General features: G+C 52.2%; 23 protein-coding genes and 1 pseudogene. 9 read left to right on the forward strand and 15 right to left on the reverse strand.

Annotation, left to right across the window (positions count from 1 at the left end; genetic code table 11):
- Positions 1 to 4: 4 nt before the first annotated feature.
- The 3 genes from cydB to ACKQTC_RS02690 all read right to left on the reverse strand — a co-directional run bounded on the left by cydB (position 5) and on the right by ACKQTC_RS02690 (position 3,235).
- Complete coding sequence (cydB, locus tag ACKQTC_RS02680; protein ID WP_408976885.1) at positions 5 to 1,012, reverse strand: cytochrome d ubiquinol oxidase subunit II; 1,008 nt, start codon at positions 1,010 to 1,012, stop codon at positions 5 to 7.
- Complete coding sequence (locus ACKQTC_RS02685) at positions 1,003 to 2,406, reverse strand: cytochrome ubiquinol oxidase subunit I (RefSeq protein ID WP_408976886.1); 1,404 nt, start codon at positions 2,404 to 2,406, stop codon at positions 1,003 to 1,005. The genes cydB and ACKQTC_RS02685 overlap by 10 nt, the downstream gene beginning before the upstream one ends.
- 100 nt (positions 2,407 to 2,506) lie before the next feature.
- Positions 2,507 to 3,235 (reverse strand): metallophosphoesterase, encoded by a 729-nt coding sequence (locus tag ACKQTC_RS02690; RefSeq protein ID WP_408976887.1) that lies wholly within the window; start codon positions 3,233 to 3,235, stop codon positions 2,507 to 2,509.
- Between the two features lie 82 nt (positions 3,236 to 3,317).
- On the opposite strand from ACKQTC_RS02690, the gene ACKQTC_RS02695 reads away from it, so the two are divergent.
- A complete protein-coding gene (locus tag ACKQTC_RS02695; protein WP_458295181.1) occupies positions 3,318 to 4,139 on the forward strand; it encodes an undecaprenyl-diphosphate phosphatase in 822 nt (273 codons plus the stop codon).
- 37 nt (positions 4,140 to 4,176) lie between these two features.
- Here the strand turns inward: ACKQTC_RS02695 and ACKQTC_RS02700 are convergent, their stop codons facing one another.
- The 3 genes from ACKQTC_RS02700 to ACKQTC_RS02710 all read right to left on the reverse strand — a co-directional run bounded on the left by ACKQTC_RS02700 (position 4,177) and on the right by ACKQTC_RS02710 (position 6,946).
- Positions 4,177 to 4,821, reverse strand: coding sequence for a glycoside hydrolase family 73 protein (locus ACKQTC_RS02700; RefSeq protein ID WP_408976888.1), 645 nt, complete (start codon positions 4,819 to 4,821; stop codon positions 4,177 to 4,179).
- Positions 4,822 to 4,981: 160 nt separating this feature from the next.
- The gene (locus ACKQTC_RS02705; RefSeq protein WP_408976889.1) at positions 4,982 to 5,758 is read right to left on the reverse strand and encodes a ribonuclease HII; all 777 of its coding nucleotides are present in this window, start codon (positions 5,756 to 5,758) and stop codon (positions 4,982 to 4,984) included.
- Between the two features lie 9 nt (positions 5,759 to 5,767).
- Positions 5,768 to 6,946, reverse strand: coding sequence for a DNA polymerase IV (locus tag ACKQTC_RS02710; protein WP_408976890.1), 1,179 nt, complete (start codon positions 6,944 to 6,946; stop codon positions 5,768 to 5,770).
- Positions 6,947 to 7,047: 101 nt separating this feature from the next.
- On the opposite strand from ACKQTC_RS02710, the gene ACKQTC_RS02715 reads away from it, so the two are divergent.
- Positions 7,048 to 7,323 carry a hypothetical protein gene (locus ACKQTC_RS02715; protein ID WP_408976891.1) on the forward strand — a complete coding sequence of 92 codons (276 nt, stop codon included), beginning with the start codon at positions 7,048 to 7,050 and terminating at the stop codon, positions 7,321 to 7,323.
- A 76-nt stretch (positions 7,324 to 7,399) separates the two neighbouring features.
- On the opposite strand, the gene ACKQTC_RS02720 is transcribed toward ACKQTC_RS02715, so the two are convergent.
- The gene (locus tag ACKQTC_RS02720; protein WP_408976892.1) at positions 7,400 to 9,469 is read right to left on the reverse strand and encodes a stalk domain-containing protein; all 2,070 of its coding nucleotides are present in this window, start codon (positions 9,467 to 9,469) and stop codon (positions 7,400 to 7,402) included.
- A gap of 145 nt (positions 9,470 to 9,614) precedes the next feature.
- Between ACKQTC_RS02720 and ACKQTC_RS02725 the strand changes: the two genes are divergently transcribed.
- From ACKQTC_RS02725 to ACKQTC_RS02740, 4 genes are read left to right on the forward strand one after another with little or no spacing between them, the layout of a single operon-like run.
- Positions 9,615 to 10,352, forward strand: a complete 738-nt coding sequence (locus ACKQTC_RS02725; protein WP_408976893.1) for a tRNA 2-thiocytidine biosynthesis TtcA family protein — start codon at positions 9,615 to 9,617, stop codon at positions 10,350 to 10,352.
- A gap of 10 nt (positions 10,353 to 10,362) precedes the next feature.
- Positions 10,363 to 11,898, forward strand: coding sequence for a YifB family Mg chelatase-like AAA ATPase (locus ACKQTC_RS02730; protein ID WP_408976894.1), 1,536 nt, complete (start codon positions 10,363 to 10,365; stop codon positions 11,896 to 11,898).
- Between the two features lie 12 nt (positions 11,899 to 11,910).
- Entirely contained in the window at positions 11,911 to 13,029 is a 1,119-nt protein-coding gene (locus ACKQTC_RS02735) for an aminopeptidase (protein ID WP_408976895.1), read from the forward strand.
- Positions 13,030 to 13,033: 4 nt separating this feature from the next.
- Complete coding sequence (locus ACKQTC_RS02740; RefSeq protein ID WP_408976896.1) at positions 13,034 to 13,576, forward strand: hydrolase; 543 nt, start codon at positions 13,034 to 13,036, stop codon at positions 13,574 to 13,576.
- Positions 13,577 to 13,617: 41 nt separating this feature from the next.
- Here the strand turns inward: ACKQTC_RS02740 and ACKQTC_RS02745 are convergent, their stop codons facing one another.
- Together ACKQTC_RS02745 and ACKQTC_RS02750 are read right to left on the reverse strand one after the other, a co-directional pair.
- Complete coding sequence (locus ACKQTC_RS02745; protein WP_408976945.1) at positions 13,618 to 14,262, reverse strand: hypothetical protein; 645 nt, start codon at positions 14,260 to 14,262, stop codon at positions 13,618 to 13,620.
- Positions 14,263 to 14,265: 3 nt separating this feature from the next.
- A pseudogene (locus ACKQTC_RS02750) lies at positions 14,266 to 14,331 on the reverse strand (zinc-ribbon domain-containing protein); the annotation flags it as partial.
- Between the two features lie 146 nt (positions 14,332 to 14,477).
- Between ACKQTC_RS02750 and ACKQTC_RS02755 the strand changes: the two are divergent.
- The 3 genes from ACKQTC_RS02755 to ACKQTC_RS02765 are packed head-to-tail and all read left to right on the forward strand — an operon-like array spanning position 14,478 to position 18,480.
- Positions 14,478 to 16,529 (forward strand): HlyD family efflux transporter periplasmic adaptor subunit, encoded by a 2,052-nt coding sequence (locus tag ACKQTC_RS02755; RefSeq protein WP_408976897.1) that lies wholly within the window; start codon positions 14,478 to 14,480, stop codon positions 16,527 to 16,529.
- The gene (locus ACKQTC_RS02760) at positions 16,526 to 17,227 is read left to right on the forward strand and encodes an ABC transporter ATP-binding protein (protein WP_408976898.1); all 702 of its coding nucleotides are present in this window, start codon (positions 16,526 to 16,528) and stop codon (positions 17,225 to 17,227) included. Before ACKQTC_RS02755 ends, ACKQTC_RS02760 begins: the two co-directional genes overlap by 4 nt.
- Entirely contained in the window at positions 17,224 to 18,480 is a 1,257-nt protein-coding gene (locus ACKQTC_RS02765; RefSeq protein ID WP_408976899.1) for an ABC transporter permease, read from the forward strand. The genes ACKQTC_RS02760 and ACKQTC_RS02765 overlap by 4 nt, the downstream gene beginning before the upstream one ends.
- A 41-nt stretch (positions 18,481 to 18,521) precedes the next feature.
- On the opposite strand, the gene codY is transcribed toward ACKQTC_RS02765, so the two are convergent.
- From codY to topA, 6 genes are read right to left on the reverse strand one after another with little or no spacing between them, the layout of a single operon-like run.
- Positions 18,522 to 19,316: a GTP-sensing pleiotropic transcriptional regulator CodY gene (codY, locus tag ACKQTC_RS02770; RefSeq protein ID WP_408976900.1), complete on the reverse strand. Its 795-nt coding sequence runs from the start codon at positions 19,314 to 19,316 to the stop codon at positions 18,522 to 18,524.
- 46 nt (positions 19,317 to 19,362) lie between these two features.
- Positions 19,363 to 20,784: an ATP-dependent protease ATPase subunit HslU gene (gene hslU / locus ACKQTC_RS02775; protein WP_408976901.1), complete on the reverse strand. Its 1,422-nt coding sequence runs from the start codon at positions 20,782 to 20,784 to the stop codon at positions 19,363 to 19,365.
- Positions 20,777 to 21,334 carry an ATP-dependent protease subunit HslV gene (hslV, locus tag ACKQTC_RS02780; protein ID WP_408976902.1) on the reverse strand — a complete coding sequence of 186 codons (558 nt, stop codon included), beginning with the start codon at positions 21,332 to 21,334 and terminating at the stop codon, positions 20,777 to 20,779. The genes hslU and hslV overlap by 8 nt, the downstream gene beginning before the upstream one ends.
- A gap of 9 nt (positions 21,335 to 21,343) precedes the next feature.
- Positions 21,344 to 22,249 (reverse strand): tyrosine recombinase XerC, encoded by a 906-nt coding sequence (gene xerC, locus ACKQTC_RS02785; RefSeq protein ID WP_408976903.1) that lies wholly within the window; start codon positions 22,247 to 22,249, stop codon positions 21,344 to 21,346.
- Positions 22,242 to 23,558, reverse strand: a complete 1,317-nt coding sequence (gene trmFO, locus ACKQTC_RS02790; protein ID WP_408976904.1) for an FADH(2)-oxidizing methylenetetrahydrofolate--tRNA-(uracil(54)-C(5))-methyltransferase TrmFO — start codon at positions 23,556 to 23,558, stop codon at positions 22,242 to 22,244. Before trmFO ends, xerC begins: the two co-directional genes overlap by 8 nt.
- Positions 23,551 to 25,656 (reverse strand): type I DNA topoisomerase, encoded by a 2,106-nt coding sequence (gene topA, locus ACKQTC_RS02795; RefSeq protein WP_408976905.1) that lies wholly within the window; start codon positions 25,654 to 25,656, stop codon positions 23,551 to 23,553. The genes trmFO and topA overlap by 8 nt, the downstream gene beginning before the upstream one ends.
- Between the last annotated feature and the right edge of the window lie 13 nt (positions 25,657 to 25,669).

Below are 25,669 nucleotides of genomic sequence, written 5' to 3' on the forward strand. Positions count from 1 at the left end.
GATTTTAATAATGAACGTCTTCTTTTTTAACCCGTTTCCGGAATACATAGAAAGACCAGGCTTGGTAAGCCAGTACCACCGGCACCAGGCAAACAGCAACGATGGTCATGAGCTTCAAGGTGTATTGACTGGAAGACGCATTATAAATATTCAAGGACCATTCAGGGTTTAAGGTAGAAATCATGATATTCGGGAAGAGACCAACGAATACCGTAATTGTGGTCAGGGCAATGGCTAAAGCGATAATGATAAAGGCAATACCATGCCGGCCTTTAAGGTTGAAAAGTACAGATAAAATCATGCAAACCGCAGCGCCAGCGCAGAGGGCAAGGCAAACCGGTTTATCAAACATACCTGTGGTGAAGTAGGCATATACAACCCAAAGGACTGTTGCCACAATCATACCAATCCCAAGCTTAGGTGCCAACGCATGCAACCGATCGAGGACCGTAGCTTCGCCAACTTTCAATTGCAAGTAGGTAGCCCCATGATACAAGAAGACCAGGGCAAATACAATACCGCCAAGAATGGTAAAGGGTGATAAGAGGGTGAAGAAGTTACCGACAAATTCCATTCTCTCATCAATAGGCACCCCTGCCACCAGGTTAGAAACAGCAACGCCCCAAAGGACGGCTGATAGAAGAGACGTAACGGAAATGATGGTATCCCAGCCATTCCGCCAGCTGGTGCTGGCTTGTTTAGAACGGAATTCAATCCCACAAGCCCGTAAGATTAAGCAAATTAAGATCAGGAACAGGGCCAGGTAAAAGCCGCTAAAGAGGGTGGCATACACATGGGGAAAAGCTGCAAAGATTGCCCCACCAGCCGTAATTAACCATACTTCATTCCCATCCCAGAAGGGCCCAATCGTGTTTAGGACAACCCGTTTCTCATCATCAGTCTTACCGACAATAGGAATGAGGGCCCCAACACCATAGTCAAACCCTTCTAAGAAGAAGAAACCGATAAACAGGACAGTGACTAAAATGAACCAGATAATATTTAAATCCACAATGAGCCCTCCTCTTTTGCCATAGGTTCTTTGGCTTCATCGTCAATTTTTCTAGCGTATTTTACAATAAGCTTTACGTCAATAATCGCCAATACCAAATAAACCAGGGTAAAGCCAATCAGGGTAATTAACACATAACTGGCAGGCATCGCTGTAGAAACAGCATCTTCGGTTTTTTGTAAGCCGTAAACAATCCACGGTTGACGACCCATTTCCGCAATTAACCAACCAAAGGTGTTAGCCAGGTAGGGTAAGGCAATGGCCGGCAGTAAAATCTTATACAGAAGATTAACTGCACCACCATCATGGTATTTCTTCCGCCATGCAATGAAAAGAGCTGCTAAGGCCAGGACGATCATTAACATACCGGCCCCAACCATGATGCGGAAGCTCCAGAACATACTAAAGACATCAGGGATATAGTTCCCCTCGCCATATTCTTGACTGTACTGTTCTTGTAGGTCATTGATCCCTTGAACAGGGTCAGTGAAGTTGTTGTGGGCCATAAAAGATAAGAGTTTAGGAATAGCGACTTCTGTGGTATTGGTACCATTTTCCTGGTCAATACCTGCAAAAAGTGCCAGCGGTGCTTCTTCTGTGGTTTCCCACAGGGCTTCCATGGCAGCCAATTTCATCGGCTTTTCATTACCCAGGTACTGGGTTTGGAAGTGGCCAATGCCGGCTACAGCTAAGGAAGCAATGATAGCTACCACTGCAGCAATTTTGAAAGAAGATTGGAAGACGGGCTTATACTGACCCTTAGCCAGGTGATAGCCGCTGATACCTAAGACAAAGAAGGCTGCTGTGCATAAGCCAGCGGTAAAGACGTGTGGGAATTGATGCAAGACGTAGGGATTGGTAATGACTTCTAAGAAGCTGGTCATTTCCGCCCGATCCATTCCACTTTCGTGAGCGACAATCTGATAACCGACAGGATTTTGCATGAAAGAGTTTGCAATCAAAATCCAAACGGCCGATAAGTTAGAAGCAAAGGCAACCAACCAGATGCAGAGACAATGAATTTTTTTAGGTAACCGGTCCCAACCGAATACCCAAATCCCAATAAAAGTAGATTCAATAAAGAATGCGGCTAAGGCTTCAATAGCCAAGGGTGCACCGAATATGTCCCCCATAAAGCGGGAATACCCAGACCAGTTCATACCAAACTGGAATTCCTGTACCAAACCGGTGGCTACCCCTAATACAAAGTTAATAATAAATAACTTACCCCAAAATTTCGTCATGGTTTTATATTTGGGATCACCGGTGCGCACGTATTTGGTTTGCATTAATGCAATCATAATAGGCAGACCCATGGTCAACGGTACAAATAGAAAGTGATAGACCGTTGTAATGGCAAACTGCCAGCGTGCTAATAACAACTGCTCAAACATAAACTAACCTCCCTTTGATTTGAACATGGGCGCTTTTAAATTCCCTACAAATTTTGCATTCCATGTCCTTTTTTAATATAACCTTCATTGTCACCTTTTCTCAATATTTATTATAGATATTAACTGGAGAAAAATCAAGATAATCTGATGAAACCAGCTGAAATTCTGTCATTCCCATGGATACTTTTTGAAAGCGGCAGCAATCTGACCCATGTAAATGGCCATATACACAATAATTGATCTGGTATTTTGCCAATAATTGCGTAAAAATACTTTCTTCGCCGGCTTCCCTAAAGGGTGGAAAATGCATGAGGGCAAACCTCAACCGGACATCTTCCGGAATTTTACTGAGGCTGGCTTCCAAACGGAGCACTTCCCGCCTGATCATTTTAGCCTGGTGCCCGCCCCCCTCCTGGTCGTAAAAGCTCCAGCCCCGGCTACCGGCAAAGGCCATATCGCCGAGGACCACACAGTCGTTGTGGATGAGGTGGATACTGGCCGGTAGGCTATCACGCAATCGGCGAATGCTCTGCCACCAATTATCATGGTTCCCGCGGCAGAGGATTTTTTGACCGGGCAGGGATTCCAGCCAGTCTAAGGAAGGCAGGACATCCTCCAGTTTATTCCCCCAGCATAAATCGCCGGGCAGCAAGACAATATCCGTTGGGCCAACTTTCGCCTGCCAGGCTTCTTCTATTTGTGCCGTATGGTCTAGCCAGTGGTCGCCAAAAACATCCATCGGCTTGGCCAGGTCAGGAGATAAACCGATTGAGAGGTGCAGGTCACCTATGGCCCATACTTTTTGATAATCGTTTACCGACTTGGTCACAATAATCCTTTCTAACCTCTTGAACCCAAATGGCCTATCCATTAAAATAAGCATATTGCCATTTGATATTAGGAGGAAAAACGTGAATATAGCTGAATTACTAAAGATTTTAGTACTTGGCATCGTGGAAGGGATCACAGAGTGGCTCCCGATTTCAAGTACCGGTCACATGATTTTAGTGGAAGAGTTTATCAAATTAAATGTTTCCCGTGATTTTTGGGAAATGTTCTTAGTGGTCATCCAACTGGGGGCTATTTTAGCCGTTGTTGTCCTCTACTTTGAAAAGCTCAACCCCTGGGCTAAGAAGAAGAGCCCTGTGGAAAAGAAGGCCACCTTTAATTTATGGGGCAAAACCCTCGTCGGTTGTTTGCCGGCAGCCCTTATCGGCCTGCCTTTGGATGACTGGATGGAAGCCCACTTTTTTAATGCGACAGTGGTTGCCATTGCCTTAATTGTGTACGGGGTCGTCTTTATCTTAATTGAACGCCGGCACAGCTCAGGGCATTTTAATATTGAATCTTTTGACCAGCTCAGCTATAAAACAGCCCTGGCCATCGGTATTTTTCAGGTCCTCTCCCTCATCCCCGGCACCTCACGCTCAGGTTCGACCATTATCGGTGGGATGTTATGTGGGACCTCCCGCTTTATCGCCACAGAGTTTTCCTTTTTTATGAGCATCCCGGTGATGTTCGGTGCCAGCCTTTTAAAATTGGTCAAGTTTGGCTTTGACTTTACAGCTGTCGAAGCTTTTTACTTGATTTTTGGCATGGTCGTTGCCTTTGTGGTCTCCATCATGGCTATTAAATTCTTGCTGAACTACTTAAAACGTAATGACTTTAAGGCCTTTGGCTACTACCGGATTGTCTTGGGGATTGTGGTCTTGACTTACTTCTACCTCTTTTAAGCTGTAAGCGTCTGATGACCTGTCATCAGGCGCTTTTTTATTGGTCATACTTGTCCAGTTCATAGGTATGGATGATTTGAATGAGTTTTTGAGCATAAGCCGGGTCAGTGGCGTAACCGCCTTTGACCAGGGCCTTGACTGCAGCCTCAGGGGTCTCTGCCTCCACGACACCCCGATACCTGGGCAGGGTTCCGACCAGCTTGGTATAATCCTTGACAGACGCCTCTACAGAATCATAGGCCCGGAACTCAGCGGAAACGGTAATGGACTCCCCACCCAGCACTTCTTCGGTGTCGTAGGTGGCTGCATTTTCCTTATCGGTCCGCTTGATGCCAAAGTAGTTATTGTGGATGCGGGCGAGGTCCGATTGACCAAAGCCGGATTCCAGAGCTGACTGGGCCAGGATAAGGGAGGGGTGGATATGCTGTCGTTTGCCATATTTTTGGGCAATCGGCGCCATCTGTTCAAAGTAAAATTCATGGTTACCGGTATATTCAACGGTGACCGCCTCCGGACTGGAGGGGTTATTGAGCATGATGGCTAGGGCGAGGAGGACAAAGAAGACGACGATAATCGCCAGGCGACTTTTGCTTTTTTGGGACCGCCGCTGGGTGGCTCTTTTCCGTCCCTTGCTTTTTTGCCGCGGCCTTTGTCTTGCGGGCCGTTTACGGGGCTTGGCCATAGGCACCTCCTCATCATCCTAATATATACTATTGTACCCTAATTGCAGCATTTTCCAAAACGATTCAGTAGGCATAAATTTCTTTTAAGAAAAAAAGGCGAAAAATCCCTCTATTTGCTCAAGTATCCTGAAAATCCGGTGCAAGCCCTCCCGGGACTCCTTATCTTTTTGTATGGCCCAGGTTAAAGGACCGTCGGTGACAGGGAGAGGGACCCAGCTCGCGGAGAGCCGCATAGTGGTCGGCGGTACCATAGCCCTTGTGCCGGGCCAGGCCATAGCCCGGGTATAGCTCATCCAACTTGACCATCAGGGCATCCCGGTGGACTTTCGCTAAGATAGAGGCCGCTGCGATAGAGGCACTGACCTGGTCACCGCCGATAATATTTTCTTGCTTAAATGCCGGCGCCAGCCGGTTGGTGCCGTCTACCAGGACAATCGAAAAGTCACCCAGGGCCCCCAGGGCCCGGTTCATGGCCAACTCCGCCGCATGGAGGATATTGAGCCGGTCAATTTCTTCCACACTCGCTTGCCCAAGGGCATAGGCCAGGGCCTGGCCCCGAATTTGACTGGCCAGGCCCTGCCGACTTTTTTCGCTTAGTTTCTTAGAATCATTTAAGCCCGGTAGGAGGATCCCCGCCGGCAGGATGACAGCAGCAGCAACAACCGGTCCCGCTAAAGGCCCGCGACCTGCCTCGTCGGTCCCGGCAATCCGAATATAGCCCTGGCTTCTTAGCCGGTTCTCATGGGCCCAAAGGGCCCTCAGCCGGTCCTCCTCTACCTTTCTCTGCACCATTTGCCTTTCCAGCTGGTCAGCTAAAAGCTGGAGGCCCCGGCGGGCATCAGCCCGTAAGGCTGGAATGAGGGCTTCCTGGTCTACCGGGGCCATGTTTTTCACCTGCGTTTTCACCTGGGCGATGGATTGCTTATCAAAAGTCATATTGACCTCCTATCTTGGACGATGGTCCCCTTTTTTCGGTAAATGTATGGCCCGCATCATACTGTCCTTGCCATACTTGATCTGGAGCCGTTCAATCAGCCGGTCCAGGTCATCTAGGTCACCGCTTTCATTAAAAAGGGCCAGCTGGACATCCGGATCATTTTCACCACTTAACTGGGAGGCCGTCATGCCAATGAGCCGCAGGGGGGCCCCGGTATAGCAGTCATTCAGGAGGGCATTTGTCGCCTGCCAAAGGGGCTTAAAGCCATTGACCGGCCAGGGCAGCTGGACCTGCTTGGTATGGGTGGTAAAATCGCTGAGCCGCCATTTTAAGGTGACGGTTTTTGCCAGTAAGGCCTCCCGCCTTAAGCGCTTGGATACATCCTGGACCAGGTCAGCCAGGATTTTTTTCAAGGCCTCTTTATCGGCAATATCGATGGAAAAGGTCCGCTCCCGGCCAATGGACTTAGCCTCCCTTACGGTCACGACCGGCCGGGGGTCAACGCCATTGGCCCGGTCATAAATATCGCTTGCCCGCTTGCCCAGTAAGCGGGCAAGGCTATGTACGTTGCTTTTAGCCAGGTCTTCTATGGTATAAATCCCCTCGCCTTCCAAAAGGGCCTGGGTATGGGGACCAACCCCCATCATCCGGCCGACCGGTAGGGGCCAGACCTGGTCTTTGAAATTCTCCTGGTTAATGACCGTCAAGCCAGCCGGCTTATTAAAATCACTGGCCAGCTTGGCAGCAAACTTCTGATAGGATACTCCTACCGAACAGGTCAGACCTCGTAAGGCATGAATCCGGTACTGGATGGCCTTAGCCAGGCGAATGGCGGCTGCCATATCTGCTGTTTGTTCGGTCACATCTAAAAAAGCCTCATCGACAGATAAAATTTCCATGGTGGGGGTGACCTTGCTCAGTAAGCCCATAATCACCTTGGACTCCTGCCGGTAGGCATCTTTCCTAACCGGTACATAAATACCTGCCGGGCAAAGGCGTTTGGCCCGCATGACGGGCATCGCCGAATGAACGCCAAAAACCCGGGCTTCATAGGAGGCAGTCGTAACCACGCCCCGGGTATCGGAAGCCCCGGCAACAATCACCGGCTTGCCTTGCCATTCGGGATGGTCCCGTTGCTCAACGGCGGCAAAAAAAGCATCCATATCAATATGTAAGATTCGACGCATCAGGCTCCCCTCCTCCCCTTAATACTACCCTGTAAAAGGAATCTCGGCAACAGAGTTGCGCCTTTTCGCGCCTATGATATAATGGCAGCTGAGGTGATAAAATGAAATTTAACGGTGCTCTGGTAAAAACCGAAGAACGCGTTATTGGCGTCGCTGTCGTTGAAAATAACTTCTTAGACCTAGACCCTGAAACCCGGGCCAAGCGGATGCTCCAGTATCATGAGGGCTTTGGCGGGAAGGTCCCTGTGGTGGTCCTCTTAGAATCCATCGAAAACAAGGAAAAATATTGGGGCCGCCCCGACTTAATTCCCCTGGTCAAGGATGTCCCCCTCAATATGATGACCTTTAAAACATGGACAGCCCCGGACGAAGACTAAGCCAGCTAAAAAGCCGGGCCGAATGATTTGCTCATTCGGCCCGGCTTTTTATTTTCGCCAAGGATTATTTACCAGGCTATTCCTTTGGCGCAATGATGCTAACGGTCCGACTTTGGTCGTTATATTCCACCTGCATCCCTACCGTCTCAGCAATAAAGCGGATGGGTACGAAGGTGCGGCCATTACGAATCTGCGGGGATACATCGATGGGTCGGCTGTCCCCATTCACTGTCACCCGGTTTTCATCAACCGGTAGGATAATCCGGGTTTGGCCAAGGGCCACTTCCACTTCTCGCCGCTCATCGGACCAGGTCACTTCTCCACCATAGGCTTCAGCAATGAGCCGCAAGGGCACAAGGGTCCGCCCTTCATGAATATAGGGCGCCACATCCAGCTGATGAGCCTGGCCATCCAGCCAATACTGGCTCTGACCAATGCCCAGGTCTAGCAAGCGATAGGCTGGGTTACCCAGGTAGGCTTCGGCGGTATGGTTGCCAAAGGTCGCCTTAATTTTACCATTTGCTAGGTTATTGAGCTGGTTAATCCCGAAGGCCCCATACTCGCCGGTAATGTCGCCGGTAAAGCCTTCCAGCTGCCAATTAATCACCCGAGGAGATAGCTCTATAGACCGACCATCCAGGGTTTTAGCAAAGACCCGGGCATTGACGAAGTCACCGGGCTGAACCATAAATTTGTCCAACTGAATTCGGATACCGGATACCGCTTCCGGGCCCTGGATGACCAAGTCTTTCTGGGCAAGTTCCCGACCATCAGCCAGAGCTTTGACCGAAACCGTACCGGGCTGGAGGGCTACAAACCAGGGACCATCCCAGATGCCATTTTGGCCACCATCTGTATAGGTTAAGGCCAGGCCTTGGGTGGCCTTAGGGTGGTAATTGGCGTCCCAGGCACTTGCCAAGCCAAACTGGCCACTTTCTCCCTGTACCAGCCGGCTGGGGCCGGATAATTTTCCGGCTACAACAGGCCCTTCCGGCGTTTCATTAAATATCCCGATGCCATTGACCACAGCCCTTTGGGCCCCAAAGCCTTCCGGGGCAATAGCCACCTGCCGGTTAAAACTCCCCAGAGGCCGGCTCACCAGGGTACTGGACCCGCCCCCATCCAGGTTGACGGCCTTATCAGCCCCTAGCGCCTGCATAAAGCGGCTGAGCTGGCCCAAGGAAAGGCCGGCGCTCCGGCTGGTCCGCCCTTCTGCACAAGCAAAGTAGACCGTCTTGCCGTCAGCTGAAATACCGGCGGCGGTCCGGGCCCGGACGCCCCCTAAGACATTGATATCTTTGGTGTAGGGTACCAGCTGGCCGTCATTGACCAGGAGGGCATGGCCCCCAACCAGGAACTTCCACTGGCGGTCCGGTTGGACGCCGGCCCAGACTTGAGCCTTTTGGTCGATTTTCAGGTGTTTTTTGACAAAAAGCTCCCCTTGGCCATTGGCCTGTAAGATGATCTTTCCATCCGGGACCGGATAGGGCAGGTTTTTCCCATAGGAAATCTGCTCGACCGTGCCATCAGGACCGATAAGAACTTCAGTATTCGTGGCATGGCCTCGGGAAGCGCTGCCCCAGAAATCATTGTACATCTGGATGGTATCGGTATGGCTTTCTTGGCCGGATGGGTCATGCCAGTAGTAGGTCTTATTCAGACCATCCAGAGGGAAACTGGCCCCATCGGCGGCCTTGACGCCACCATTAAAGGTCATGGCTTCGATATGGGCTGTACCGCCGGCATCAATACCCAGGGAGTAAAGGCCGATAATCACCGCCGGCGAGCTCTGCAGGCGGCCGTTCACAATAGATGGACCTATGGGCGAGCCCTGCAGGGCCATGTTGAAGTAATCGCCATTCATCATGGCGACGGCATTGGTCCGAGCGCTCATTTGGCCGACCGTTGCCCGCCGGGTATACTCACCGGCACCGGCCACCAGGCGTAAGTCTGTGTTGGGGTTGGTTAAGTCACACCGCCACACCCCAATACGGGCATTCTGCCAGTGGTGCATTTCTTCCACAACACCCGGCGCAATCGGTTCAGACCGGACCACTTGGGCCTGGGCTGGTTCTGCAGTGGCCAGGGACCAGGCGGTTAAGCATAGGGCCCCGGCCATGAGGGCCATGATTCTTTTTTTCAGCATTAGGAAACCTCCTTCAATCGTCTTTACCTTTACTATAGCTGAAGGGGAGCCGCCCCTCAAGTTTTCCCGGCAACTGTTTCTTTTTTGTTCCTCTTACTTGCTGTTTACCGGTGCCTTTCCTATAATAAAGAAAAGGAGCGATGATATGAAGCGAAATTGGCGGGCCTATAATAAGGACCTTTTTGCCCCTATGCGCCGGGCCAGTCGGGATTACGGACTGATTGAAGCTGGTGACTGTATCGGTATCGGTCTATCCGGCGGCAAGGACAGCACCCTACTTCTCTATAGTTTGGCAGTCTTACAAAAGACCCTGCCGACCCCCTTCCAAATTAAGGCCATGAGCGTGGACCTGGGCTGGGAAAACGACTATACCGCCCACCGGGCCTTATGTGAAGAATTATCCATTCCCTTTGAAGTGGTGCCCTCTAATATTGGCCCCATTGTCTTTGAAGAGCGCCAGGAAAAAAATCCCTGCTCCCTCTGTGCCCGGATGCGGCGAGGGGCAGTCAACAACTGGGCCGCAGCCAATGGCTGTAACAAGGTCGCCCTGGGCCATCATTTAGATGATGTCATTGAGACCCTCCTCATGAGTCTTTTCTTTGAGGGCCGGCTCCACACCTTTGCCCCCAGGGCCTACTTGAGCCGGGCGGACCTCACCGTTATCCGGCCCCTGGTCTTTGTAAAAGAGGCCGATATCCGCCGGATCGTCAGAAAGTTAGACCTGCCGATTATGCATAATGCCTGCCCGGCAGACGGCTTTACCAAGCGGTCAGAGGAAAAGGCCTTAATTGCCCAGCTGGCGAAAGACAACCCCGGTATCAGAGACCGGATGATGCACGCCGTCACTTCCAGTTTATGGACCAGTTACCAGATCACTTCCTAGGAGGTATCCCATGCTTGCCCAATTAAAGAGTGCCTGCCTGACCGGCTTAGAGGTCTATACCGTTTCTGTTGAAATAGATGCCGCACGCGGCCTACCCTCTTGGGATATCGTCGGCCTGCCGGATACTGCCGTCCGTGAAAGCAAGGAAAGGGTCCATACTGCCTTAAAAAACGCCGGATTTGATTTTCCGCCACGGAAGATTGTGGTCAACCTGGCCCCTGCCAACCTAAAGAAGGAAGGGCCCAGCTATGACCTGCCCATCGCCTTGGCTATTTTAATTGCCACCGAGCAGCTACCGGCCGAAGGCCTTGACCAGTTTATGGTCTTAGGTGAGCTGGGCCTGGATGGGGCCCTGCACCCGGTCCATGGCGTCTTACCGGCAGCCCTGGAGGCCAAGTCCGCCGGCCTTAAAATGGTCCTGCCGGCTGCCAATGCCAAGGAGGCGGCCCTAAGCGATGCCCCGGTCTACGGCTTTAACCACTTAAGCCAGGTGGTCGCTTTTTTGAAGGATCCGGCAGATGTCACTTGTGAGCCGAAACCGGATATAGACCAGATCCTCCAGGCCGACCGTCCCTTAAAGTATGATTTTTCAGATGTCAAGGGCCAGGATGAGGCAAAAAGGGCCCTGGAAATTGCGGCTGCAGGTGCCCATAATGTTTTATTTATCGGGTCGCCTGGCGTTGGTAAGACCATGCTGGCCAGGGCCTTTACCGGCATCTTGCCCCCGCTCACCCAGGCCGAAAGTTTAGAAACCAGTAAGCTCTATTCTGTGGCCGGCCTCTTAACGGACCAACACTTTCTCGTCACCGACCGCCCCTTCCGCAGTCCCCACCACAGCGCCTCCCAGGCCAGCCTCATTGGCGGTGGCCGCATCCCCCGGCCGGGTGAAGTCTCCCTGGCCCACCACGGGGTCCTATTTATGGATGAATTGCCGGAGTACCGCCGGGAGGTCCTGGAAGGATTAAGGCAGCCCCTGGAAGATGCCGAGGTCACCGTCTCCCGGGTCAGTGCCCAGGTGACCTACCCCTGTGATTTTATCCTTTTAGCCGCTATGAACCCCTGTCCCTGCGGCTATCTAAATGACCCCCACCACGAATGCACCTGCACCCCTGCCCAGGTCAGCCGCTACCGCCAGCGAATTTCCGGCCCTCTTCTGGACCGCTTTGATATTCAAATTGAGCTGAGCCCGGTGGCCTTTAATGACTTATATGATAAAAAAGAAGCTGAATCTTCCACAACGATCCGCAAGCGGGTCATCGCCACCCGAAAGCTCCAGCTCGACCGCTTTGCCGACCGGTCTATTTTTGCCAATGGCAGCATGAGTCACCAGGACATCCGGCAGTTTTGCGCCCTGGGCCCCAAGCCTAAGGCCCTCTTGCGCCAGGCCTTTGAAAGTCTAGGCCTATCGGCCCGGGCCCACGACCGGATTTTGAAACTGGCCCGGACTATAGCAGACCTGGATACCGGGGGCCCGATCAGTGAACGGCACATTGCAGAAGCCATCCAGTACCGCACCCTCGATAAAAAACAGTGGCAGATTAATTAAGGAGTTAAATCAATGGATGATCGGATTAAAACACTCGCCAAAAACCTCACCGGCTACTCGGTAAACCTCCAGGAAGGCGATAATGTCCTCCTGGATATTTCCGGGCATGATGCCCTACCCCTGGCTGAGGCCCTCTTGGAAGCCAGCTATGACCTGGGGGCCAACCCCTACCTCCAGCTATCAGAACCCCGGCTCACCCGGGCCTACCTGAAGGGGGCCCGGGAAAGCCAAATGCTTGACCTGGCTGACTTAGAACTGGCCCGGATGAAAAAAATGGACGCCTATATTGCCGTCCGCGCCGGCGATAATTCCGCTGAACTGGCCGATGTGGACCAAGCCCAGCTGGCCCGGTATGCCAAGGCCATGAGCCCCGTCCTCCGGGACCGGGTGGACCGGTCCCGCTGGGTCATCCTCCGCTACCCCAATGGGGCCATGGCCCAGTCCGCTAATATGAGCACTGCAGCCTTTGAAGACTTCTACTTCCAGGTTTGTAACTTAAACTATAGCCAGCTCAGCACCGCCATGGATGCCCTGGTCCAAAGGATGAACCAGACCGACCAAGTCCGCCTGGTTGCCCCGGGAACGGATATTGCCTTTTCCATCAAGGGGATTGACGCCGTCAAGTGCGCCGGTGAATGCAATATCCCTGATGGCGAAGTCTACACCGCCCCTGTCAAGGATAGCGCCAACGGGGTCATCCGCTATAATGTCCCCTCCCGCTACCGGGGCACCACCTTTGAAAACGTCACCCTGACCTTTAAAAATGGCCGGATTGTCCATGCCGACGGCAACCACCCCGACCTCTTAGAAGCTATTTTTAACACCGATGAAGGGGCCCGCTATCTGGGGGAATTTGCCCTGGGCTGTAACCCCTTTATCCTCAATCCCATGAACGATATCCTCTTTGATGAGAAGATTGCAGGCAGCATCCACCTGACCCCCGGCTCAGCTTACGATGACGCCTTCAATGGTAATAAGAGCGATGTCCACTGGGACCTGGTCCTTATTATGCGGCCGGAATGGGGCGGTGGCGATATTTATTTTGATGGTGAATGCATTCGCCATGACGGTCTCTTTCTACCCGAGGACCTCCTCCCCTTAAACCCTGACGCATTTACAAAAAAGGAGTAATGTTATGAGACTATTTCCCGATTCAACCCTTGCCTACGCCATTGACTACCAGGAAAAACTCCTACCGGTTATGCGGGAGGCTGACCGCATCCTTGCCCGGGCGAGGATCCTCACTGAAGGGCTCAACATTCTGCAAGTCCCGGTCGCTGTGACCCGGCAATACCCTAAAGGCCTGGGAGATACCGTTGCTGACCTCCGGCCAGTTTTAGAAGGCGCACCGGTCTACGACAAGCGGAGCTACAGCATTTATGACGCTGATGACTTGCGCCAGGACTTAAAAGACCGGGCGCCGAAGACCATCCTCCTCTACGGGATTGAAACCCATATCTGCGTTGCCCAAAGCGCCATTGACATGACCGCTGCCGGCTACCAGGTCTTTCTCGTGGTGGATGCCTGCTCCAGCCGCTATGAGCTAGATCACAAGATTGGCCTAAAACGGATGATGCACGAGGGCATCGGCCTAACCACAGTTGAAGCCGTCCTCTTCGAATTATGCCGGACCTCTGAGCACCCCGACTTTAAAGCCATTTCCAAACTGATTAAATAAAAGAAAAGGGCCTGCATCTGCAGACCCTTTTTTCTATGCGCTTATTCACCTGCTTGAGCAAGCTCAACTGGGGCGACCACACCGGTTGCAACCGGCTGGGGCTCCGGATTTCCATTACTCCAGGGCTTAACCAATAAGAGCCCTAAGATAACCCCAATCACAATCCCTAAAATAACAATTCCAGCATATAGGCTCCGATAGTTCGGCGCTTCTCCTTCTTGACGATGACGCTGTTTGGCCTGTTTTCTTTCACTGACCCGGGCCTTCTTCTTGGCCTTGGCCGCTACGTGGTCATCACTGGCTGGCTGAGCTTCCGGCCCATAGCCAAGCTTGGCTGAAAAGCGGTTGAACAGGGAGCCCTCTTTTTCCTTGCTTTCTTTTTGAACCGGTTCAGGTCGTTCTGCTATCGGAGCCTGGTCAGCCTTAGGGGTGTAAACACTCTCTTTGGCATCCTGCCAGCGCCGGCTTAAACGCTGGGCTGCCCGGGCGCTGGATTCCCTTTCATAGTAATTGCTGTAAGGCCGATGACCGACAGATGGCCGCTCTTCCGCCTGGCTACTATACCGGGACGCCTCCACCGGTGCGGTCTTATTGAGCTGGTCCAGGGTTTCCTGGGGATCATATAAGCGGGTACTATCAAAATCATTATCATCTAAATCCCAGGGCTCAACCGGCTTTTGTTCCACCTTGGACCCACACTGGGAACAAAAAAGGTCACCTGCAGATAATTGATTGCCACAATGATTACAATACAAAATATCACCTTCATTATATTTACGAATTTATGCGATTAATATTTTACCATAAAATAGCTATAATGAATAGGCTTCTTTCCCCTTCTTCCCTTTCCTGAATTGACATTGTACCATTGGTGCGATACAATGATTTCACTCCAAGAAATATGAAAGGAATAGACACCATGCAAAATCCATTTTCTAAAAAAGAAGCCTCAGCGAGTCAAGGCGAGCAAGGGCAAAAGAAAAGCCGGTTTACCCGAAAACAACGGTTGATTGCCAGTGGCGTTGTCATCGCCCTCCTCATTGGTGGGGTCGCCTATGCGGCCTTAAACCAGGGCCGGGATGAGGCCATCGCTGCAGACCGGGTTACCGAACTGACCCCCTCCCACTTCTCCACCACCGTTTCTGCCACAGGGGAAATTCAAACCGATAAGGATGTGGAGGTCTATACCTCTCAAACCGCCCCCATCAAAGAAATTTTCGTTGAAGAAGGGGAAAAAGTCGAAGAGGGCCAAGTCCTAGCCAAGTTGGACGATAAGAAACTCCGCCAGCAAATCCGCCAGCGGGAAGCAGCTGCCGGCGTCAGTGCCCGCAGTGCCCATGCCCAAGTCCAGGCCGCCCGTAACCGGTATAATGCTGCGGCCCGGGCCTTAAACAACGGGACCAATGCAACCCTGGTTTCTGCCGGTAATGCTGTCGAATCAGCCAAGTATGCCTGGGATGCCGCTGAAAAAAATTACCAGGACATGAAAAAGGCCCTGGAAGAAGGTTACCACCCTGAGTTGACCAATGAATCCTCAGCAAAAATCAGCAGCAAGCAAGCCCGGGAAAATGCGGCCCAACGCTTAGACCAAGCTAAGGCCCAGTTAAGCGAAGCCCGTAGCAAGTACAACCAAGCGGTTAACGATGCCAAGCAATATGACCAAGACCGGCAGCGGCTCCGGACCGAACGGGATAATGCCCAAACCGCCATTGCCCAAAAACAAAGAGATATTGCCGGCTATACCACCACCAAGCAAGTCGAAATTGGCAAGGATGAAGCGGGCAACCCCATCTACCAGGACCAGGAAGTACCGGGCCAGCTCCCGGCCAACGATGCCCAGTACGGTGACCTGGATTCACTCAACAATGACCTTTCCAGAGCCCAGACGGCCCTCTCTGATGCCGAGTCTAAGTATGCCAGCGCCGATGCCAATAAGTCTTCCTGGGAGAGCCAAATCACCAGCCGGGAAGAGGCCTTGGCTCAGGCCCAGCTGGCCTATGACCAGGCCCTTGAAAATGAAAACTTCCAGAAGGACCTTCGCGGCAAGTCCGCCAAGGCCCGGCAAGACAACCTGAGCACAGCCAAGCTGCAAGCTGAAACCGCTAAAAGCAACTATGACCAGGCCCAGCGGAGCCTAGCTGCCGCCCGGGTCGCAGCCAATGAAGAAATCAATACCTATGAAGATAATATCGCCACCACAGCCGCAGCCGGCGATACCAGCGCTGCAGAAGTGGAACTGGCCACCATGTATGAAGACCTCCAGGATATGACCATCCGGGCCCCCATGGCCGGCACCGTCACCAAGATTTTTGCCAAGCAAGGCAGTGTGCCCAGTGGCGCTCTCTTTAAGCTGGAAAACTTAAACGCCCTGGTCATCAAGACCGAACTTAAGGAATTTGACCTCCGGACCGTCCGCGTTGGCCAGTCTGTTGAAATCAAGGCTGACGCCACCGGCGACAAAGTTTATCATGGCCGGGTCGTCTCTATCGCTAATGCAGCCACCCAAAGTGCAGCCAGCGCTATGCCTTCTGCCGATGGGGCTGCCCCCAGTGCCAGCGGCGATGCCAACCCCACCTTTACGGCAAAAATCGTGATTGAAAAGGCACCTAGAGAACTGCTATCCGGTATGAAGGTCCGCCTGAATATCATCACCGCCGAAGATGAAAACGTCTATGCCGTCCCCTTCGGAGCCATTATCGACAGCGACCAGGGCAAGCATGTCATGGCCTTGGAACCGGTCCAAGGCAAGGAAGGCGTTTATGAATTAAAGAAGATCCCGGTCAAAACAGAGCTGGAAAATGACGTCAATGTCGTGATTACCGGTAAGGCCTTAAAGGACCACCTGAAAATCCTCAATGACCCTGAGGAAATGACCGAGGGCAGTCGGGTAACGGTCAGCGACAAGCTGAAGTCAGACGAGGGTGAGACCAGCGAGGATGGGAGCAGCCTATGAGTGAGTCCTCTTTAATCCGCATGCGGAATATCCGCAAGAGCTACTATATTGGCGAACCCAATGAACTGGAAATCCTCCACGGGATTGACTTGACCATTGAATCGGGCCAGTTTGTATCGATTGTCGGTCAATCCGGGTCGGGTAAATCCACACTGATGAATATCATCGGCGCCCTAGACCGACCTACTGAAGGGAGCTACTTCCTCAACGGCTTAAATATTGCCGAAGCCGGCGATGGGGACCTATCCGGCATCCGCAACCGCCTCATCGGTTTTGTCTTCCAGACCTTTAACCTCCTGGGCCGGTCCAGTGCCCTCAGGAATGTAGAGCTTCCCATGCTCTATGCCGGCACCCCTGCCAAGGAACGCCGGGAACGGGCTGAATACCTCCTGGACTTAGTGGGCATGAAAGACCGGATGAACCACCAGCCCAATGAACTTTCCGGGGGGCAAAAGCAGCGGGTCGCCATTGCCCGGGCCATGGTCAATGATCCAGCCATCATCCTGGCTGACGAACCCACCGGGGCCCTGGATACAGCCACTGGCCACATGGTCATGGATATCTTCCACCGCCTCCATGAAGAGTCTAAAAAGACCATTTTACTCATCACCCATAACCCTGAACTGGCCGACCAGACAGAACGGAAGTTAACCATGCAGGATGGGTATCTCTTTGAGGGGGAGGCAGCGAGCCAATGAATATTACCGAAAATATCCGCCTAGCCCTAGAAAGCCTCCGGGCCAATAAGATCCGGTCCCTGCTTACTATGCTGGGGATCATCATCGGCATCGCGTCTGTTATCAGCATCCTCACCATCGGGGATGCCATGACCTCGAGCATTAGCTCCTCCCTCTCGACTTTCGGGTCCCAAAACGTCTACCTCTATGTCAATAGCCGGGATGATGACTACATGTATGAGCCTTCTGAGCAAGACCTCATCTCGCCGGAAATGCTTGAGTCCATGCAGGCCCGGTTCGGTGACCGGATTGTCGGCGTGAGCTTAGAGAAGTCTGCCGGCAGCGGCGAAGTCCGCCATGGCTACCGGAAGGCCAACATCACCTTAAACGGGGTGAGCCCCGGGTCGGCCGAAAGTAATAATATCAAAATCCTAGCCGGTCGCTTTATCCGGGAGGCCGACGTACAAAACCTGCGCAATACAGCAGTCATTTCCGATAAGATGGCTAAGGAACTCTACGGAGATAAGTTAAGCAAGGCCCTCAATAAGGAAATTGAGGTCCGGGGAGCCTCGGGAATGCATACCTTTACCGTCGTCGGCATCTATGAATACAACGACGACCCCATGACCGCCGCCATGAACGGGCGCAACCCAAATAGCAAAACAACGGCCTGTTATATCCCGGTCTCCACCGCCGGGCGGCTGACCAATGACAGTTCCAAGGGCTACCGCCAGGTTACCGTCACCGCCGCCACCAGCGAAAACACCATCAAGTTTACTAAAGAGCTGGAAGACTATATGAACCAGTACTACACCAACAACTCCCAGTTCAAAGTCTTGACCCAGAGCGTTGAAGAAATGACCAACCAAGTCAATGCCACCTTAAACAGTGTCAAGCTGGCTATTTCTGTTATTGCCGGTATTTCCCTATTGGTTGGCGGGATCGGCGTCATGAATATTATGCTCGTCTCTGTCACAGAGCGGACCCGGGAAATCGGGATTCGCAAGGCCCTGGGGGCCACCAACTTTGATATTCGCCTCCAGTTTATCGTCGAGAGCATCATTGTTTGTGTCATCGGCGGCTTAATCGGTATCTTAGCCGGCGGGCTATTCGGATTTTTAGGCAGTCTGGCCTTAAAAGCAGTCACCGGGCCCAGCCTCCTGGCCATCTTCCTGGCAACCGGCTTCTCCATGTTAATTGGGGTCTTCTTCGGTTACTACCCAGCCAACAAGGCGGCCCAGCTGAACCCGATTGACGCCCTAAGATATGAATAAGCAATAAAAAAAGAGCCCTAGGGCTCTTTTTTTATTGGTCACTAGTGTTTGCTGGTCCGCTGGGCAATGCCTTCAAGTAGGAATTCATTGAGGACACGGATATAGGTCCCCTTCATCCCCAGGGACTTGGATTCAATAACCCCTGCGCTTTCAAACTTCCGCAGGGCATTAACGATGACAGACCGGGTGATGCCAACGCGGTCTGCAATTTTAGAAGCAACCAGCAGGCCTTCTTCCCCATCTAATTCGTTAAAGATGTGTTCGATGGCTTCCATTTCAGAATAGCTCAGGGTATCCAAGGCAATTTGCACAGCGGCCTTTTCCCGGCCTTTGGCTTCATCACGCTCCACCTTGCTCCGCATGATTTCAATACCAACAATCGTAGCGCCATATTCAGCTAAGACCAGGTCTTCATCGGTAAACTCCACTTTGAACTTGGCTAAAAGCAGGGTCCCCTGCCGGCGCTTACCGGCGACAATCGGAATCACTGTAGTGATTTTGCCGCCAAAATCACAGTTCTTTTCACTGAAGAAGCAGCGGTCACCGGTATTGGGCACATTAGCCTTGGTTGCATCGGTGTTGATCAAGTCATCATTGTAGTTTTTAGGCATCCGCTTATCCTTAAGGATGATTTGTTCCATTAAAGAGCAATTGAAGTCATCCATAAAGTGGTGACCTAAGAGGGCCCCGTGCTCCCCTAAAATATAGGTATTGCACTCGATCATATCCGATAAAATATCGGCAATGTTATTAAAATCAATGTAGGTGCTGTCATTTTCGGAGCCTTCTTGCAATAACTTATTTAATCGGCGTGTTTTCTCTAATAATTCAGACATAATGTTCCTTTCTTGAAAGCCCTTGCAGTATCCATCCTATTTACAGTTAAATTAAGTACTTGCTATAATCGTTCTCTTCTCCGGCATAAGCCACGTGCGCCCGCACATAGGCCTGGTTAATCTGGAGGGTGCAAGCTTCTTCGCCGGCCTGGTACAAGGCCTCGGTCAGCATATCCTCCATAACGGTCACCAGGCGCCTTGCGCCCAGGTCTTGTTCTGACGCATTCATCAGGTAGGCGATATGGGCCAGCTCAGCAATACCGTCTTCGGTAAATTCTGCTTCACAGTCCTCTGTGGCGAGAATCTTGCGATATTGATCAATTAAAGAATAGTCTGTGTTGGTCAGAATTTGGACAAAATCTTCTTCGCTTAAGCTGGACAGCCGGACCTTGACCGGAAACCGGCCCAGGAGCTCTGGGATCAAATCATCCGGTTTGGCGACATGGAAGGCCCCTGCCGCTATAAAAAGCACATGGTCTGTCCGCAAGTTTCCATACTTGGTTTTAACCACAGACCCTTCGACAATGGGTAAGATATCCCGTTGTACCCCTTCGCGGGAAACATCCGGGCCGCTCCCCCCCTGAGCATTGGCAATCTTATCCAATTCATCAATAAAGACAATTCCGTGGTTTTCAGCCAGCTTGATGGCTTCTTCTGCTACGGCATCGTCATCTAGGAGCTTGTCTGCTTCCTGCTCGGTTAAAATCTTCCGGGCTTCAGCAATGGTCATCCGACGTTTTTTCTTCTTATCCGGCATGACTTTTTTCATGAGGTCATTCATATTGTCCATGACTTGGTCCATACCGGACTGTGCCATGAGGTCATTGGTCATCGGTTTTTCTTCGACTTCTATTTCAACCACTTCATCTTCCAGTTCCATTCGCTTGAGTTTCTCACGGAAAATAGTGCGTTTGTCATTGCGTTCATTGACTTCATCAACACTATCGGTCAGGAGTGGATTATCTTTATCAGCTGTGCCCCCAAAAATGAGCTCCAGGGGGTTACCGGCATCTGATGCCCGCTGGCGCAGGGTTTTCTTAGGGACTAGGATGTCGAGTAACCTGTCATTGGCCAGGCGCTGGGCTTGGTCTTTAACTTCTTCAAATCGTTGCTCGCGGACGGTTCGCACCGCTGCTTCAGCCAGGTCCCGAATCATGGATTCCACATCCCGGCCGACATAGCCGACTTCGGTAAACTTAGTGGCTTCCACTTTCACAAAGGGGGTGCCAAGGATCTTTGATATCCGCCTGACAATTTCTGTCTTACCAACGCCGGTGGGCCCCATCATAATGATATTCGAGGGGGCAACCTCCTCCTGCCAGTCTTCCGGCAGCCGGCTCCGGCGGTAGCGGTTGCGGATGGCGATGGCGACACTTTTCTTGGCCTCCGTCTGGCCGATAATATACCGGTCCAGGTAGGCCACCATCTCTTTAGGCAACAAATTGGGTACATGTCGGTCACTATTCATCAGCATCCCCTCCTTTAAGTGTCTCGACAATAATATTGTGGTTGGTATACACGCATATATCTGCTGCAATTTCTATGGCTTTGCGGGCAATTTCCTCTGCAGGGAGGTCGGTGTTTGCTTTTAGGGCCTTGGCAGCGGCCAGGGCATAGTTGCCGCCACTACCGATGGCACAAATGCCATCTTCCGGTACAATCACTTCCCCACCGCCACTGACAATCAGGAGGTTATCCCGGTCTGCTAAAATAAGTAAGGCTTCCAGCTGCCGGCTCATCCGGTCTGTTCGCCATTCCTTGGCCAGGGCAATGGCTGCCCGGACCAGGTGGCCGCCGGAGGCTTCCAAGTGTTGTTCAAACTTATCGAAAAGGGTGAAGGCATCTGCCACCGAACCGGCAAAGCCGGCAAGCACTTGATTATGATAAAGTCTGCGAACCTTGCGTGCCGTTCCTTTCATAATTGTTGTTTCGCCCATGGTGACTTGTCCATCGCCGGCGAGCGAAACGCCTTCAGGCTTTTTGACAGCAACAATTGTTGTTGCATGGAATTGACTCATTTGATCATCTCATTTCTCATGTGCCCTGGGATGTGCTTGTAAATAAACATCGCGTAATCGTTGCGCAGATACTTTCGTATAAATTTGGGTGGTCGATAGACTTTCATGACCCAGCAAGTCTTGAATCATCCGCAAGTCACCACCATGGTCCAAAAGGTGGGTGGCGAAGCTATGCCGGAAGGCATGCGGCGAGACCCGAAACTTGAGGGCTCCTTTTTTTATGTATTCATCCAGGAGGTAATTGACCCCCCGTCTTGTTAATCTTTTACCCAAAAAATTCAGAAATAAGGCCGCTTCCTCTGGATCTTTAACCAGAGCCGGTCGGCCCTTGTCGATATAGGCGGTAAAAGCCGCCATGGACTGCCGCCCGATGGGGACCATCCTTTCCTTCCGCCCCTTGCCGGTAACTTTCAAAATGGGAAAGGCTGCTGCCTTTTGAATATCACCAAGATTGAGGGCGACCAGCTCGGAAACCCGTAAGCCGGACCCATATAGGCATTCAAAGATGGCGGCATCCCTCAGGCCCAAGGGACTGGTATCCTGTCGGATTTGGTCTAGAAATTTGGCCATTTCCGCTTCTGTGATGGTTACAGGCAGGTGCTTGCTAGCCTTGGGGGCGGTCATGTCCTGCCAGGGGTTTTCACTAATGACCCCGGTCCGGGCCAGGTAATCATACCAGGCCCGGATGGCCGACAGCTTCCGGGCAACGGTGGTCTTGGCATACTGGCGGTCGCCCAGCTCATAGACGTATAGCCGGGCATCATTGGCCCTTACTTCCGCAAAAGAAAGCTTTTCCCGCTCTAGCCAGGCCTTGTACTGGTTTAAATCCCGGGCGTAGGCTGCACAGGTATTGGGGGATAACCGCCTGTTATAGGCGAGATAGTCTAAGAAAAGGGTTAACTGATCATTAATCAAGATCATTCTCCTTCAAAAAGGAAGCGAAGTCCGCCAGGGCCCGGTCAGCATACTGGCTGTTGCGGTCTTTTTTATTCCGCACCTTCTTCTCTAAGGGGGGCAGCAGGCCAAAGTTCACATTCATCGGCTGGAAGTTGGGGCTCAGAGAATGGCTGATATAGCCCATCAGGGCCCCAAGGGTCGTGGTCTGGGGGAAGGTCAGCGGATCTAGCCCCTGCAGAAGGCGGTAGGCATTGACTCCGGCCACTAGCCCGCCGGCTATTGATTCGACATACCCCTCTACCCCGGTCATTTGTCCGGCAAAGAAGAGTTGAGGATCTGCCTTCAGTTGCCCAGTTGCCAGGAGGATATCCGGTGATTTAATATAGGTGTTCCGGTGCATGACCCCGTAGCGGACAATTTCCGCATCCCTTAGGGCGGGAATCATCCGGAGGATGTCTCCCTGGGCCCCCCAGCGCATCCGGGTCTGAAAGCCGACGATATTCATCAATTGGCCGTGGGCATCGTCATGCCGCAGTTGGACCACCGCATAGGGGGGTTCCCCGGTTTTAGGGTCAACCAGGCCAACTGGCTTCATAGGGCCAAAGCGCAGGGTGTCCCGGCCGCGACCGGCCATGGTTTCAATGGGCATGCAGCCTTCGAAGAAGACTTCATCTTCAAAGTCCCGGGTCGGGGCCCAGGGAGCCGCCAGGACGGCCTCATAAAAGGCGGCGTATTGGTCTTCGTCTAAGGGGCAATTCAGGTAATCTTCGGCTGGTCCCTTGTCATACCTGGACTGCCAAAAGGCATCTTCCATATGAATGGATTCTTTGCTGATAATGGGGGCAGCCGCATCGTAAAAGTAGAGCTGGTCGCTCCCGGTGATTTTTTGGATATCTGCCGACAGGGGCTCTGAGGTCAGCGGCCCACTGGCTATAATCCTGACCCCTTCTCTAGGGATTGCCTTAACTTCTTCCCGGATTAAGTTGACCAGGGGATGGTCCATCAGGGCCTGGGTGACCCCTTTTTGAAAGCCCTCCCGGTCAACGGCGAGGGCCCCGCCTGCCCCTATGGCATGCCGGTCGGCCATCTGCATGACCAGGGAGTCAGCCTGCCGCAGCTCTTCCTTCAGTAGGCCCGCTGCATTGGTTAGGTCCTTGGCCCGCAGGGAGTTGGAGCAAACCAGTTCAGCCAGGTCCCCGCTGGCATGGGCCGGCGTCATGACGTCCGGCCGCATTTCATAAAGGTCTACTTGCATCCCCCGCTTGGCCAATTGCCAAGCGGCTTCACTCCCGGCCAGGCCGCCACCTATAATGGTTACCTTATTCATGATCGGCCTCTTTCTCTACCTTATAGCCACAGTCCTTGTTGCTGCAGACAATCCGCTGGCTCCGTTTGGTGTTTTTTTCAACCAGGTAGCCCTCTTTACATGCCGGGCAAGTCTCGCCAGTCGGCTTGTCCCAACTGACAAAGTCGCAATCCGGATACCGGCTACAACCGTAGAAGACCCGGCCTTTCTTGCTCCGGCGTTTGACCACATCTCCTTCACGGCACTTGGGACAAACCACCCCAATTTTTTCTAAGAGGGGCCGGGTATTTCTACAATCCGGGAAACCGGAGCAGGCCAGGAATTTCCCAAACCGCCCCATTTTGATGACAAAGGGCTTACCACACTTTTCACAGATGATATCGGTCACTTCATCTTCAATCTTGACATCGCCAATATTCTCTTCCGCCTTTTCCAAGTGGGGCTCAAAGGCCTGCCAAAAGGCCCGAATGACGTCCTTCCAATAGCGGTCGCCACTTTCCACATCGTCCAATTCAGATTCAAGCTCGGCGGTAAAGTCAACGTTAATGGTATCTCCAAAATGGGTGACTAAAAGGTCATTGACCAGTTCACCGGCCTCAGTCGGGTAAAACTGCTTATTTTCCCTGACCACATAATTTCGCCCTGTGATGGTTTCAATGATGGCCACATAGGTGGACGGCCGGCCAATGCCCAGTTCCTCCATCGTTTTAATGAGGGAGGCTTCATTATAACGGGCCGGCGGCTGGGTGAAGTGTTGCTTGGGCTCATGCTTCTTGAGCTGGACCGCTTCATCATCGTTCAATTCCGGCAGAAAACCTTCTTCCTTCTTGTCTTTATTAAATTCCTGCTCAACCTTCAGATAGCCGTCAAAAATAATGACGCTGCCGGTTGCGCTAAAGGTATACTGCTTGGCAAGAACCGCTGCCGACGTTTGCTGGATATCAGCAGCCGCCATTTGGCTGGCAATAAACCGGGTCCAAATAAGGCTGTAGAGTTTATACTGTTCATTGGATAGGTAGGGTTTGACATCCTGGGGCCGGCGCATGGCTGATGTGGGGCGGATAGCTTCGTGGGCATCTTGCACATTGCCGCCGGCGGCCTTAGCCCTCTTGGCCGAGCCGCCCAGATACTTCTGACCATAATCGGCAGTAATCAGGTCCCGGGCTTCAGCCTGGGCCGCAGTAGAAATCCGAACAGAGTCGGTACGCATATAGGTAATCAGACCGACAGGGCCACTGCCTTCAAGGGCTACCCCCTCGTACAAGCCCTGGGCAATCCGCATGGTCTTACGAGCCGTATAGTTCAGGCGGCGAGAAGCCTCCTGCTGGAGGGCGCTGGTCGTAAATGGCCGCGGGGGATTTTTCTTCCGCATGGTCTTCTTGACTTTGCCAATCTGGTAAGAAGCATCCTCAAGGTCATCCAGGATGGCCTGCATGGCCTCTTTATTGGGGATTTCCGCTTTTTTATTGTCAATTTTTGCGAGTTTAGCGGTAAAAGTATCTTTGCGGCTATTGCTAAAAGTCGAGGTCAGGGACCAGTACTCTACCGGTTCAAAATTTTTGATTTCCTCTTCCCGCTCACAGATAAGCCGTAGGGCCACGGATTGGACCCGGCCGGCGGAAAAGCCCTTTTTTACCTTCCGCCATAAAAGCGGGGATAGTTTATACCCTACAATCCGGTCAACGACCCGGCGGGCTTGCTGGGCATCGACCAGATCCATGTCGATGGTCCGCGGCTCTTGGACGGCGTTTTTGACGGCGTCCTTGGTGATTTCATTAAAGGTAATCCGGCACTTATCATCTTCATCCAGGCCCAATTGCTGGGATAAATGCCAGGCAATGGCCTCCCCTTCCCGGTCAGGGTCACTGGCCAGGTAGATTTTATTGGCCTTTTTGGCGGCCTTCTTTAAATCAGCAATGATGGGGCCCTTGCCCCGGATGGTTATATATTTAGGCGTAAAGTCATTTTCAATGTCTACGCCAAGTTGACTTTTTGGTAAATCTCGCACATGTCCCATAGAGGCGACGACCTGATAATGGCTGCGACCAAGAAATTTTTCAATGGTCTTAGCCTTTGCCGGCGACTCTACGATGACTAAATTTTTAGCTCTTTTTGCCATGTAAATACCTACT

The organism is Peptococcus simiae (genome assembly GCF_046097595.1).
Taxonomy (GTDB): domain Bacteria; phylum Bacillota; class Peptococcia; order Peptococcales; family Peptococcaceae; genus Peptococcus; species Peptococcus simiae.